The following is a 14,012-nucleotide window of genomic DNA, read 5'->3' as shown; positions in this document are numbered from 1 at the left end:
ATGGACGCGAAGCCAGTGTTTTCGCTGACGAACCGATGGCTGGTAGGCAGCGTGTGCGGTACCCTCGCCGTCGCGGCCGCTGCTGCTGCGATAGGGTTTGTCCTTCTGCCGTCCGTGCAGAGCGGTCCTCAGTTTCGAGGCATATGGAATGCGATCTGCAGCGCGGCAGGGGTATCCCGCCACTGGGCGGAGAACGAATCAATCGTCTATCCCGCTGACGGCGCGGTAAGTGCGGTTACCATAACGTCGCAGACACTTGCTCATGACGACCCCGACGCGGTGCAGCGCGGCGAGGTGCTCGCAGCACGATGCGCTGCCTGCCACAACGCATCGCAGGCCGTTGCGCCGCTTCTGGCCGGGCAAGACGCTGCATTCGTCTATAAGCAGCTTTCAGATTTTCAAAGTGGTGCGCGAACCAATGTAATAATGACCTCGATGGTCAAAGGACTATCCGAGAGAGATATGCGTGACCTCGCACACTACTTTGCTTCATCAGGGCATTTGACGGGCGGCGTTGCGACGGTCCTAGTGCCGCCGATCGTCGCGCGTGGAAACCCTACAAAGAATGTCGTTTCCTGTGCTGTCTGTCACGGAGGCATTGATCACAAGGCTGGAGCACCATTTCTGCAGGGTCTTTCGGCATCCTACCTAGGTGCTCAGCTAAATGCCTTTGCAGCAGGTCAACGACATAATGATTCCGGCGAGCAAATGCGAAATATCGCTCGGAATCTGACCGAAACAGAGATAAAGGATGCGGCGGCATACTATAGCGGGTTCACGGATTCGGAAGGACGAATATCCCAGCCCTGACACTATCAGCGCGGGCGCTGACGTTGTTATTGTGGTCAGGCAGAACGAAATCAGTTCCCCAAGAATACCGGACAGGCGGCAAACATTTGGGCATCCGTGACTGTATAGCGTTTCGACTTGAGTGTATGACGCGGTGTTGAGAAGTTGTGACGTTAGCACCGTGCGGGGACATGCGTGCCTCGCCTAATGAACAGGAGATCGGACATGACCGACGCAATCGATTCTAATGGCAAAGAGTCTGCGTATCACGGAGTTCCAGCAGAGGACGGCTATGGGTACGCACAGGCGATCAAAATTGGAAACATGATCTTTGTGTCTGGCCAGCTCAGCCATGACGAAAAAGGTGTCTTGATCGCGCCTGCTACGCTCGATGAGACAGGCAAACCAACCGACTACTCGATGATGGCGGAGCAGATGCGGGTGACGTATGAAAACGCCGCGAAGGTCCTCGCGCAGTTCGGCGCGAGCCTAGATCACGTCGTGGAAGAGACGCTCTATGTCCTTGATGTCGACGAGGCGTTTGCTGTCGCCGGCAAGGTGCGTAAAGAGGCATACGCGACCGAACGACCTCAGGTCGCGAGCAATTTGATCGGCGTATCGAGGCTGGCATTTCGTGAGCAGCTCATCGAAATCGTCTTCAAGGCAGTGCTGCCCTCGGCATGAACAGCTTACGCTGATTCCTGTGGTGATGTCGAAGCGCATGACGATCGTGTCAGAGTTTCGTCCGTTCGTCGAGGAGTAGCGCACATTGAACGTCCGGATCAATATGAACAAAGCCGCTTCTCAAGATGTCTGTCGCACTAATATACTCGCCGGGTTTCTTGCGAAGCATGCTGGTGCGTGTGTAGGAATAGGCAAGTAGTCGCCCAGGTCGAACAGCGAATCCGGGTGACTATTGAATCGATGTTGAAACGCTTCGCGGTCTGACGACGCGGAACAGTTTGGCGACGTTGTGATCCACTCCGATACGCTGTGATGCGTAACGCCGGCGCGCATTATATTCGCTGTCGCCCGTGTCAGGCTGCGCGTAATGGACTACGGACCTATGGCTTGCGCAAACATATACGCCGACGTGCGCGATAAAATAATGGTGTTGTCCAAGGACTACATTCGGGCCAGAGTGGTCGAACTGAAGAAGAGCTTCCGAGTCGACCTTGTCTACATAGGATGTACGGCCCGATTACGTTGGGTCCTGGTCGATCGAAGAACACGCGGAATCTGTCTGCATTATCACTATGCCAGTGATCGGCGCGGTGTACGCCGTTCTCGCAATTCCAGTGTCGCCGGATTGCACGTTCGCGGTCTTTTTGCTTTTTGCGGGACCATCAATGATCTTCCCTTGTTCAGAATAGTAGTGGAACTCGGGGTCGTCGTCGTCGAGAATGTCGAGCGGCATATGGTGCTCGGCATGTTGCCGACGAAAAACGAACATTTCACGCGGCCGACTACTTATAGTTACCCTTACAAATACTTTCAGACCACGGAGCGGGACAAATATGCATGGTCTCCGCAAACATCTGGGGGGTCATAAGCGGCTAAATAAGGTTAAAGAAACACCAGCGTCGTCATGCCGTGAATGTATTGAAGAGCGTGTCCTCAAGTTGATGGACTTAATGCACGGGATCAGCAAGAGGGGCGACACCTACCTGCGCACGCTACTGGCTGCGGAGCTTCGAGCTCGAGCAATGAGGTGTGAGTCAGCGGATTTCATCGGGGCCCGCAGCGGTGGTATCGGCTGCGACAAGGCCGGATATACAGCTGCAACCCATCCTGCCGATGTCGGAACACACGAAACACTTGCGCAAACGGGACGCGTTCATATACAGCCAGTGCAACTGTTCGGCCAAGAGATCGGCACGGAAGCGCGCTCAGGAGCGTATCACGGAGCTCGTGTCTTCTAGCGGGAGTGCCACACCGTCCAGCCGATGGCGCTTATGCTTGTCGGGCCGTGTCCGGCAAGCGCGGCAAGCGGGCGCGACGCGCCGCTGAACCGCCGTCTAGATCGCCCTGACGTCTGCATCGGCTGGATGAATGGTCTATGAACCGGTTGCAGCTCTCCATATGGCCTTCATGCAGCCGGTACTGCCGCTGCGGCCCTTAAAAATCCGCTGACTCACTCCACATTCAGGCAACGAGCTCGAATCCTCAGCGCTTCGAGCGATCGCAGCCATTCACCGAATGCGAAGGCCGGCGATGCGATACCCGGCGGTGCGCAATGCGAGGCCGGCTTACGCTGAAAAAGCCGGATGTACCGCCACCGTGAACTGAAAAATCGCGCCGCACGGTACGTTTGCGCTCGCCCACAATTTGCCGCCGTGTGCTTCGATGATCGAGAGGCAGATTGACAACCCCATGCCCATCCCGCTAGCCTTTGTCGTGTAAAACGGTTCAAAGAGCCGCTCGGTGTGCTCGGGAGCGATACCCGGCCCGGAATCGCAGACCGTCACCAGGACGGCACTCGGCTCATTGGTGGCGGTGTAGATCGTCAACTCCCGCGGCCCGACTTCCACGGTGCTCATCGCATCAATGGCGTTAATAATGAGGTTCAGCATCACCTGTTGAAGTTGCACGCGGTCGCCTTTGATCAGCGGCAACTCCTCCGCAAGGTGCTGCCGCAAAGCGATGCTCTTTTCGTGGGCTTCACTCGACGTGAGCGCCATGACGTCGCGAATCACCTCGTTGAGCTGCAGGATCTCGTTGCACGTCGAGGCCTTCCTTACGAGCCCATGAATGCGCTTGATCACCTCGCCTCCACGCTCGGCGTCACGGACGATGCGGTCGAACGCTTGGCGGGCCCCCCCCAAATTTGCGGGGGTGTGACTAAGCCACCGAAGTCCCGCTGACGCGTTGATGGCCGTCGCGGTGAGCGGTTGCTTTATTTCGTGGCTGATTGAGGCCACGAGCTGCCCAAGCGCCGTGACGCGGTTGGCATGCGCGAGCTCGAGTTGCATGTGGCGTGCCTCCGCTTCTGCCCGTTTGCGCTCGCTCAGATCGAGCACGAACGCGATGCCCTGAGTCCCGCTTTCGTCCAGCAATGCGACGCCGATCAGTACCGGCACGCGGCTGCCGTCCTTCTTGAAGTATTCTTTTTCAAAGGGCTCCAGTGTCCCCGTGGCCTTCAGCCTCGGCATCCACTCTTTTGTGCTTTGCTCCAGCCACTCCGGTGGCGTCAGGTCAGTCCAGTGCAGGCGTCCCGCCAGGAGATCGTTACGGTCGTAGTCCACAATACGAAGAAACGCGTCATTAGCTTCGAGTATCCGGCCTTCGCGTTGACATATGAAGATTCCAACGATGTTGGCGTCGACGAGGCGTCGGATTTTCGCTTCGCGTTGCGCGAGGTCGCGGTACAGTCGGGCATTCTCCAGCGTCATCGCGGCCAGTGAAGCCAATACCTTGAGGACCGCAATCCTTCCCGGGGTAAATGCACCGGCGGCGAGGTGGTTTTCCAGATAAAGCAGGGCAATCAGCCTTCCCTGTTTGACGAACGGCAGGCAGAGGACCGATCGTGCCTGCACGCGAACGATGTACTCGTCGTTGGAGAAGATGCCCCGAGCTGAGGCGTCGTCGAGGATGACGCTCTCCTGGGTACGCGCGCAATATTGGACAAGCGACTCCGGGAGTACGGCGCCGGAGATCGGTGCCGCGTTGAGCACGACCGTGACTGAGCCACTGTCAGTATCAGCCTGCGCCTCGATCCATAACCCGGCCTCCCGCGGGAGTACGAGTAGGCCGCGTTGCGCACCAGCGTGTTCTACTGCGGTGCGCATCAGCGCCTCGATAAGATTCTCAAGCACGATTTCGCCCGACACGATCCGTGAGACATTAAGGACGGTAGCGAGATCCAGCTGCTCGATTAGCGTGCCGGGGGTGGCCGTATGGCGCGGACGGTCCGCATCGTGCCAGAGGGTGGGGTAGCATTGTTTGAGCTGGCACGCCTTGCCACCTGCGCCCCAACGCAGATAGGCGTCATGGGCATCCTGCAGGTAGCCGCGCGCTGCTTTCTCAGAACCGCGCGTCAGAAAGAAACGCGCAGCCAGTTCATTGGCAAGCGCCTCGTTGTGCACTAAGCCATTTGCCTGGGCCGACCGGATCGCCTGATCGTAATGGGTCATAGCATCGAGCGCGCGGCCTTCGATTCGGGCGATCTCCGCTCTCACGAGGGCCGCGCGGTTCTCGAAATTCTCCGGACAAGCACCCGCCCATATCTCGAGTTGTCTCTGATGCTCTGCAACCGCCCCCAGGTGAGTCTGTCGCTCCTCAGCCGTTGCCGTATCGAATGAGGCTGCGCGAGACAACGCGCCGAAAAAGTGATATTCGGCCAGTTCGAAGGTTGGTGACACCCAAAGAAGCCGTCGCGCCCGCGAGGCCGCATCGAGCGCCGCACCATAGTCGCCGGCGAAGAACCGCGCCTGCAGTTTACGGATCCAATACCAGCACTCGGCCATGGCCAGATCCGGATTCTCCGCAAAGCGACGCTCCAGCCTAAGCTCATCAAAATTCCCATCGTCGAATCGGCCAAACGTCGGCGTGAGCCCCCTCAGCGTCCGCACGAGGCCCAGCTGGGCGCTAATGCGGTCAATGACCGCACCGAATCGCAACTTCTGCGCAAACGCGAGACCTCGTTCAGCTTGGCCTTGCACCTCTTCTAGCGGATCGCCGGCGGCAAGCAGGTTCGTGTTCAGCTGGTTACAGCTGTGCGCCGCGAAATTCAGGTCCCCGCTTCGATTGGCCGCCTCGAACGCACGACACAGCAGTTCACGGCCAATCCGGAAAGGTCGCTTCCATGGCAGGATCATACCGCCAAAAGCCATATAGGTCCTTGCATCGTAGCGCTTCAGCCCGCGCTGCTCGACCAGCTCGTAGCCGAGCTGGCCGAATCGATAGCCGGTCTCGTAGTCGCCGAAGCGCGGCCCGGCGATCAAGCCGAGTGACGCATAGGCGAAAGAGGACGCGTCGGCGTTGCCGCGCTCGAGACTCAGATTGACCATGCGACAGATGACCAGGCAAAGCAGGTTCCGATTCGTATGAAAGGCAGGCACCGTCAGTTTGGCCAGCACATCGACAGTTGCGAGGGATGCCGCGTCACTCATCAAGGGTAAGTCGACCAGTACCTCAAGCGGGCGGTCGCGGAGAGTGACTCCGATGCGCTGGTACTCCCGGCGGGCTTTCCCGTCCGTCGGCTGCGGCGACCACTCTATACCCAGACGCCTGAGGCATTCGAGCCCGACGGCGACCGCGCGGCTGCTCTGATCGCGCGTGACGTGCACATCCATGTGCAGACACGCGACGCGCGCGGCTTCCACCGCATCTTTCGTGCGTGCGGCCTGTGCTGCCAGACGCTCGTCTGCCGACGCCAGCGCGCCGGTCAGAAATTCGCATTCGGCCCGGTCCAACTCCAGCGCGAAGGCGAGTGTCCGCACGCGAGCCCAACCATCGTCGCCCACGAGCGCCACGCCCGTAACCAGATAGTTGAGCGCCGAGGCGTAGGCGGTGGAAGCCTTGGCGCGCCGCCCGGCAATCAAGTTGAACTCGGCGAGCTGGTCCCGCTCCGCGCGTGACCCGATTAGCGGAATCGCGCGGTTCAGGTGATTGACGATTTCGAAGATCGCCTCGTCGCGCTTGCCAGCTGGTGTGTGCTCTGCCAGCAGTCGGCCGATTCGAAGGTGCACCTCGCGTCGCCGCGCTTCGGCGATCAGCGAATACGCGGCTTCCTGAACGCGATCGTGTGCGAACCGGTAGCCAGCCGCGTTGTGCTCGATCAGTTCCAGTCGGACGGCGGGCCAAAGCGCCGCACGGACGTTTTCCTCAGAAATCCCGAGGAGCAGTGCGAGCGTCGACGTCTCGGCGCTGTTGCCAAGACACGCCAGTTGCTGCAACGCCTGCTGCGTTTCGGTCGGTAGGCGCGTGAGCTTCCCGACCATGAGGTCGGCGACGTTATCGGTATAGCCCTTGGCTTGGATGCCCTCCAAATCCCAGGACCAGCGGCCGGCATGGTGTTCGAAGGCGAGCATGCCCTCGTCGGCAAGCGACGACAAGAACTGAATGGCGAAAAACGGATTGCCGCCGGTTTTCTGGTAGACCAGTTGCGCGAGCGGTGCGGCGCGAGCGGGCACGCAGCGAAGCGCGTCCGCGAGCAACTGCCGCAGATGCGCTTGCGCAAGCGGCGCCAGCGCAATCTCCGTCACCTTGCCGCCGACGGCCTTCACGGCTTCGAGCTTGCGCCTCAGCGGATGGTCGGGGCCCACCTCGTTGTCGCGATAGGCACCGATCAGAATGAGGTGCTGCAGATCGGACCGGGTCAACAGATACTCGAGCAAATCGAGCGTCGCCGCGTCTAGCCATTGCAAGTCGTCGAGAAAGAGCGCCAGCGGATGGTCGGCCCGGGCGAAGACGCCTATGAAGCGCTGGAACACCAGCTCAAAGCGCCGTTGCGCGTCCTGTGGCGCAAGCTCGGGTACCGGGGGCGGTTCACCGATGATGAGCTTGAGCTCGGGCACGAGGTCGACGGTGAGCCGTGCGTTCGGCCCGAGCGCATCGAGAAAGGCGTCGCGCCAGCAGGCGAGCTCGGCGTCGCACTTGCCGAGCAGCGGTCGCACGAGGCTCTTAAACGCCTCAGCGAGCGTCGCATAAGGGATGTCGCGCTTGTACTGGTCGAACTTGCCCGCGGCGAAGAGCCCGCGCGTCGGTACCAGCACCCTGTGCAATTCGTTGACGACTGCGGATTTGCCGATGCCCGAATAGCCGGAGACCAGCACCAGCTCAGGGGCGCCGTTTTTGACGATGCGATCGAAGGAGGCCAGCAAGGTGTCCACCTCGCCCTCGCGCCCATAGAGCCTTTCCGGGATGAGCAGCCGATCGGGCGTGTCCTCTTGACCGAGCGCAAAGTCGTCGATGTCACCTTGGGCCTCCCACTCGTCGAGGCAGCGTGTAAGATCGCGCTCGACGCCGCCCGCGGTCTGGTAGCGCTCCTCGGCCGTCTTGGCGAGCAGCTTCATGACAATGCGACAAACCATGATCGGGACAGTGCGTAACCGCTCGCTCGGGGGTACCGGCTTGCGCGCGATATGACAGTGCACCCACTCCATCGGATCGGCCGCGGTGAACGGCAGCGAACCGGTGAACATCTGGTAGAACGTGACGCCGAGGGCGTATAGATCGCTGCGGGTGTCGATCGAGCGGTTCATGCGCCCGGTCTGTTCGGGAGCCACATAGGCAAGCGTACCGGCGAGGGTCTCGGGCGGCTCGGGCGCTGCTCGCTCGCGTTGCAGCTGCGAGGCAATGCCAAACCCCATCAGTCGCGGCTGACCGTCCGTGCAGTTCACGAGGATATGGGCGGGCTTTACGTCCTTATGGACGAGGCCGCGCTGGTGAAGCTTGCCCAGTGCTTTAGCGATGCCTACGGCGAGGCGCACCGCACGGTCCAATGCCATAGGCGCGCTGAGCAGCCGCTCGAGCGGCTCACCGCCCGGATCCTCCAGCACCAGCAGCGTCCTACCGCCTTCGAGCACCAGTCCGAGCGGCCGCGCTGCCCACGCGCCATCAAGTTCGTCCTTCAACTCGAATTCGCGAGCGAGCCGGCCGAGGATGGCCGGTGAGGGCGGCTCGCCTGCGGGCCGCACAAGGAGGCGCGTCTCGTCACCGCCATCGGCCGGCCGTCGGGTTCGACTTAAGACGCGCTCGCCATCGTCCCACAAGGTTTCGAGGCCGTTCCTGAAATTCATGAGTTATGAGTCGATCAAAGGTCAGTGCGGAGTGAATCAAGGAATTCTCTGCAGTTGGCCAAACGGACTATTGGAAGAAAATCGATGTTTCTTTGCAGATTCTTCAGGGTTACGGTGACACCGATCGACGATTCGGGTCGCTTCTTAGCGAAACTCTTCGAGTTCCGCAACCATACCTGACTGAAAAACGTCCGTTCAGGCAGGGAAACCTCCGATAACGAACTGCTTGTCTCCGGCGACACGCTATTTTATACGGGATGTTTCGCGATAGAGCCCACGAGTTCGGGCCGATACATCCGGTGAAGATTGCTTATTTAAGAAACGATTAGAATTATTTAGCAACGTTTCGTGGCCTGTCATAGCATTACATCCGCTCTTTACGGCGCATGTGCATGACCTCGACTCCCCGACAGGATGATACGAGCACACCGGAAGTCCTTGAAGCACACCATCGGCCGGACAATCTGCTCGATTGCGCGGTGGTCATGCTCCACTATGTTGTTTGCATATTTGTTCCGTCGGATTTGTATGAGTGGTTCCCGTTGCGAGTTCGGCGCCTCAAGAGCGGCCAGGGTCGCGCCGCGATTATCGATGATGGCGGTTCTAGGCATGGTGTTTGGCGCGAGCGCCTGCTCGCAGTAGCACTTTGCCGCAAGCGTGTCGCGGCGGGCGCGCAGCAGGAAGTCAACGGTGCGCCGGAGTTGATGAGAAGGCGGAGCTTGGCACAAGGATCAGCATATTCGAGCCGACTGTTACTGCGTAACCAATCAAGCGACCGGAGAAAATGCAATCTCTCATCGCTTAATGTGTCAGTTCAGGCCCGATCTTCGGACTGTTTTCTTTGTTTTCAAGTCTGCGGCGTCATGCCAAGAACCTCGCCGGGTTAGAGGTTCAGTGTTCCGAGCCTGAAATAATTACAAGATCTATGAAGCGTAGGGGACCGACGAACAAATACTAGAATCAGCGCGTCGACCCCGGCGCACAGGAGTGGCACCATGCGCAAAGATTCGGCATCCATCGCAAATAACACTCAGGCAATTGTGCTTGCGGTCTCATTTGAGGTTGCGGCGGCCAAATGGACGTTCGCGCTGCCCGACGGGCAACGCGAACGTCCAGCCGTGCATACTGTTGCCCAGCCAGGGCGCCGCCGCTAGCTTGCAGGCCACGCTGGATCTGATTGAGCAGTAAAAGCTGGAATGGGCGTTAGCGGCAGAGGCGCGTAGTCGTCGGCTACGAGGCCGGTCCCGATGCGTTCTGGATCTATCACGCACTGGGAGCTCCCAAAATCGAGTGCCATGTCGTTGACTTGAACGACCGATGATCGCTGCCATCGATTTGGATCAGCTCGCCCAGACACGCGCGCCGCGCGCGGCTGGGTAAGGGACCAGGATTCAGCTCACGAAGTAACAAGCGACGTTTCAGGCTGTCGGACCCGCTAGCATTTCGGTTAATGCGTCGTCGAGGCCCTGCAGGGCTGCTTCGACCCCCAGACCTGAAAGTGGCGACCTGCGTCAACTTCGGCACGGGCTGCTCCCTGGGATGAAACCACCGTCCTCGGCTTTCGCAACCCAGACTGCATCCCGGGATACCAGCGTTCCCTTGGCGTCTTTGAAGTTCACCCAGGAACTGCTAGCACAGATAAAAGGAAGATGATGCTGCGGGGAAGTTCAAAGGTATTACGCGCGTTTGTTGCATTTTGCCTGGTGGCGGATCGTTACTCGGTAACGAAAGAAGAAGTTGATCGAAAGGCTGGCTTTAGGGAGCGCGGGGCGGAGATGTCGCGGTTATCCAGTAGCAATCAGTTGGCCAAGCAATCGAGCGGAAGCTATGTTCGATGGACGAGGCGCTTCCAGGTGGTACGCGTTTGGTGAAAAATGGACAGCGGAGGCGGGGAAAAGTGGCCGGCGCATTGCGTCGCCGGCCAAAGGGATCCTGGAATTCCGAGGCCCATTGGTCCAGGAACCTGAGGATGCGCAGTATGCCACGGCCCATATTAAGAGAATCTTAAGTTTGTTGTTAACGATCATCGATTCGTCGCAAAGGCTAAACAACCTTCCGGATTAGAGTTGTGCTGTCTCACCTGCGGAAGAAATTGATGCCGCCAGCCGTTGTGCTGTCGCCGGCCGTTGATATAGATATCCTTGCGCGTAGGGAACTCCGACAGACTTCAGGCCGTCGTGCTGTGATTGGGTCTCCACACCTTCAGCGATGACCTTGAGGTCGAAATGTCGAGCGAGCGCAACGATCGCGGCTATCAGGTCGGCCCCACCGGTATCAACCTGACTGACGAACTGCCGGTCGATCTTGATGTAGTCGAAGGGAAAGCGATTAAGCAGGTCGAGATTGCTGTGCTCGGTACCGAAATCGTCAATCGCGAACCTGACGCCCTCGGCTCTAAGTGCGGAGAACGCGGCCGATGTTCGAGCGCTTTCTGAGAGCAAAAATCGCTCGGTGAGTTCGAGCACCAAGGTGGTATTCGGCGGCAAGCTCCTGACCGCAGCTACAACTTCTGCAACGAAACCCTTGCGCTCCAAATCACGCGGCGCAATATTGACAGCGATTCTCAAGGGTAAGGCCGGGGCCATGGCGCTCATTTCCGCGAGTGCCGTTTGAAGAACGAAGCGAGTCGCTTCTTCTAGTAAGTCGCTAGACTCGACTTCTTCCATGAAGACTGCCGGACTGATTGGTCCCCATTTCGCGTGATGCCAGCGAAGGAGGGCCTCTACCCCTACAACGCTGCGGTCAGTCATAGCTACGATAGGTTGATAAACAAGATAGAATTCATTGCGTTTCAGTCCTTGTCGAACCGCCGCCAGCAGTAACCGACGTGGCGCAAAGGCCAACAAATACATGGCCGCGATAAGACCCGCTATGAGTAATCCTACGGCACCTGAAGCCACTGCGAAGCCCCAGCGCTTCCGCGCCATCAGGTCGGGCGACGATGCGACGACGATTGCGAATGGCCACGCGCGGGATGTAACACGTGTTGAGTAATAAGCGTCGGCATCGACTGCTGAATAGAAGCGCCCCTTCTCATCAAGCAATCCGTTTCCTGAAATCGCGAAAGCCGCACGCTCAGCTCCGTATCTGACACCGTGCACTAGCACGTCGGCGAGATAATCGGCCTCGATGACGTATAGCACGCCGCTGTTGCTCGTAGTCGAATTGAAAACGACGAGCACTGGTACGCCCGGTTGGAACGGCGTTTCCGCGAGAAGCGCGATGCCTCTTGCGCGTCGCCGAGCCCGCACGTATGCGGACAGGGGCACATCTACTCGTCCTAATGCGGAAGAGCAGTACACCCTGCCATTCTCGACGAGTGCGACCGCGCGTACGTAGCGCAGATGTGTTTCCAGTTCTGCCAGCTTGCGCTCGACCTCGATGCAAGGCGATCCGGAAAGCGCCTCCACATTTGCGCGGCTGCTGCTGCTCGCGCTGTCAAGGACCCTGTCGACCGATGCGGCCAGATCATTCCCGATCAGCCGCTCGTTTTCCCGGAGTGCGAGCGTTGCGAGATGTTCACCCACGCAGATGGCAATGAACATGAGGACCGCACCACCGGCGATTGCTGCGCACAGCGTTCCTCTCGGCGAGAGACGCCGAAAAGAAGATGAGATCTTAGGGAGTTCGGCTTTTCTTGCAGTCTTCTTATTGGAATCGGACATCTTGTGGGGCGAGGAGGGACACCTCTACATTGATTAACGACTGCAGCGGACTATATCGTAAGAACATACCTCAGATCGAGTCCGAGGCCAACCATGACGGCGCTGGACGCTAAAGAGTTGCAGTTGGCACATAATTTCGGACTCTCGGACATATCTTTCGGATTTACCGGTCTAAAAGATATGCGAGAGTAGAGCGCTCGCGTCAGCCGGCGCGAATCATCGTTTATGAAAGGAGTTGCGCGATGCTTTTCCCTCGTCAGACGGCACCTGAACTTGTCATCGATACCTTGGACCACGGCTCGTTCGATCTCACCTCTGAAGTGCCTGAGCGAATGACGCTGATTTGTTTTTATCGCGGACTGCATTGTCCAACCTGTGCAATGTATCTAAAAGAGCTGGAAAGACTCACGCCAGAATTCGCTGAGCGAGGAATTACGACGATCGCCATAAGTTCCGATAGCGAATCGCGCGCGAGAGAGATGCAGAAAAAGGTTGGAGCGAACAGCTTGCGTTTTGGTTATGGATTGTCGCTATCGGAAGCCCGGAAATGGGGACTTTATATTTCCACATCGCGTGGCAAATCATCCATCGGGGTCGAGGAGCCTGAAATGTTCTCGGAACCTGGCTTGTTCCTGCTGCGTCCAGATCGGACCATTTACTATCTTTCGGTCCAGTCTATGCCGTTTGTGCGTCCCAATTTTAAGGAGCTACTCCAAGCTCTTGATTTTGCGATTCAGCATGACTACCCGGCCCGTGGCGAGTACACCGGCGAATTATGACCTTCGAGGCCGGTTCGTGATGCTTTGAGCGCTCACCATCAGGGGGCGCACGCTTACAGCGGAGCTAAAGCGCAGCGAGAACCTCACGCGGCCGGGAGGCACCCTTGGCAACGGCGGGAACACCGGGATCCGTCCACGGGACCACTGTTCCCCCTCGAACAAACGCACCATCGAACTAGCGCGGACTGTATGGTCTTGGTGACAGGTTCATGCTGTATGGATGCACCAAAACGCCAATTTCGGCGCCAACCGCCCCGTGTATCCTCGTCGGCGCCGTTCATTGTTCGTATGCTGCGATCGTCACTGCGCGAAGCGGCGTGTTCTATGAGCGGCTCGGAATATTGATAGCTTTCACGACGGCTGGGCGCGCGAGGAACGCCTGGAATGCACGCGTTACATGGGGGAAATCGGTGATACCGACCAGTTCGCCAGCCTCGTAGAAGCCGATGAGATTTCGTACCCACGGAAAAGTGGCCATGTCGGCAATCGTATACGCGTCACCCATGATCCAGGAGCGCTCGGCAAGGCGGCCATTGAGCACGTTTAGCAAGCGCCGCGATTCGGCAACGTATCGGTCGCGCGGGCGTTTGTCCTCATAATCCTTCCCGGCAAATTTGTTGAAGAATCCGATTTGACCGAACATCGGGCCGATGCCGCCCATCTGGAACATCAGCCATTGAATCGTTTCATAACGGCCTGCCGGGTCATCAGGGATGAACTGTCCGGCCTTGTCGGCGAGGTAGATCAAGATGGCGCCTGATTCGAAGAGGGCGAGCGGCTTGCCATCCGGCCCTACCGGATCGAGGATTGCCGGAATCTTGTTGTTGGGGTTCAGCGAGAGAAATTCGGGCGACATCTGATCATTAGTATCGAAGCGCACCAGATGCGGTTCGTACGGTAGACCGGTTTCCTCGAACATCACCGAGACCTTCACACCGTTTGGCGTAGGAAGCGAATACAGTTGGATGCGCTCAGGATTCTGTGCGGGCCATTTGCGTGTGATAGGAAAGGCGGAAAGATCGTTCATCGGCGGACTC

8 protein-coding genes and 1 pseudogene are annotated in these 14,012 nt (G+C 58.5%); 4 read left to right on the top strand and 5 right to left on the bottom strand.

Features of this window, described 5'->3' with window-relative positions:
• Positions 1 to 810, top strand: a complete 810-nt coding sequence (locus tag C2L64_RS47970; RefSeq protein ID WP_086908888.1) for a c-type cytochrome — start codon at positions 1 to 3, stop codon at positions 808 to 810.
• Positions 811 to 1,014: 204 nt separating this feature from the next.
• Positions 1,015 to 1,473, top strand: a complete 459-nt coding sequence (locus tag C2L64_RS47965; protein WP_086908889.1) for a RidA family protein — start codon at positions 1,015 to 1,017, stop codon at positions 1,471 to 1,473.
• A 517-nt stretch (positions 1,474 to 1,990) separates the two neighbouring features.
• Here C2L64_RS47965 and C2L64_RS47960 read toward each other — a convergent pair.
• The 3 genes and pseudogenes from C2L64_RS47960 to C2L64_RS47945 all read right to left on the bottom strand — a co-directional run.
• Positions 1,991 to 2,206, bottom strand: coding sequence for a hypothetical protein (locus C2L64_RS47960; RefSeq protein ID WP_086908890.1), 216 nt, complete (start codon positions 2,204 to 2,206; stop codon positions 1,991 to 1,993).
• Positions 2,207 to 3,038: 832 nt separating this feature from the next.
• Positions 3,039 to 8,531, bottom strand: coding sequence for a trifunctional serine/threonine-protein kinase/ATP-binding protein/sensor histidine kinase (locus tag C2L64_RS47950; RefSeq protein ID WP_086908891.1), 5,493 nt, complete (start codon positions 8,529 to 8,531; stop codon positions 3,039 to 3,041).
• A 364-nt stretch (positions 8,532 to 8,895) separates the two neighbouring features.
• Positions 8,896 to 9,223: pseudogene (locus C2L64_RS47945) on the bottom strand (DDE-type integrase/transposase/recombinase); the annotation flags it as partial.
• A gap of 303 nt (positions 9,224 to 9,526) precedes the next feature.
• On the opposite strand from C2L64_RS47945, the gene C2L64_RS54665 reads away from it, so the two are divergent.
• On the top strand, positions 9,527 to 9,685 hold the full coding sequence (locus C2L64_RS54665; RefSeq protein WP_208648321.1) for a hypothetical protein: 159 nt from the start codon (positions 9,527 to 9,529) through the stop codon (positions 9,683 to 9,685).
• Positions 9,686 to 10,591: 906 nt separating this feature from the next.
• Here the strand turns inward: C2L64_RS54665 and C2L64_RS47930 are convergent.
• Positions 10,592 to 12,076 (bottom strand): EAL domain-containing protein, encoded by a 1,485-nt coding sequence (locus C2L64_RS47930; RefSeq protein ID WP_244212273.1) that lies wholly within the window; start codon positions 12,074 to 12,076, stop codon positions 10,592 to 10,594.
• 362 nt (positions 12,077 to 12,438) lie between these two features.
• Here C2L64_RS47930 and C2L64_RS47925 point away from each other — a divergent pair, with 362 nt between their 5' ends.
• A complete protein-coding gene (locus tag C2L64_RS47925) occupies positions 12,439 to 12,975 on the top strand; it encodes a peroxiredoxin-like family protein (protein ID WP_086908895.1) in 537 nt (178 codons plus the stop codon).
• A 322-nt stretch (positions 12,976 to 13,297) separates the two neighbouring features.
• On the opposite strand, the gene C2L64_RS47920 is transcribed toward C2L64_RS47925, so the two are convergent.
• Entirely contained in the window at positions 13,298 to 14,002 is a 705-nt protein-coding gene (locus C2L64_RS47920) for a glutathione S-transferase N-terminal domain-containing protein (protein WP_086908896.1), read from the bottom strand.
• Between the last annotated feature and the right edge of the window lie 10 nt (positions 14,003 to 14,012).

This window comes from Paraburkholderia hospita (assembly GCF_002902965.1).
Taxonomy (GTDB): domain Bacteria; phylum Pseudomonadota; class Gammaproteobacteria; order Burkholderiales; family Burkholderiaceae; genus Paraburkholderia; species Paraburkholderia hospita.
This window is presented reverse-complemented; position numbering and strand designations above follow the sequence as displayed.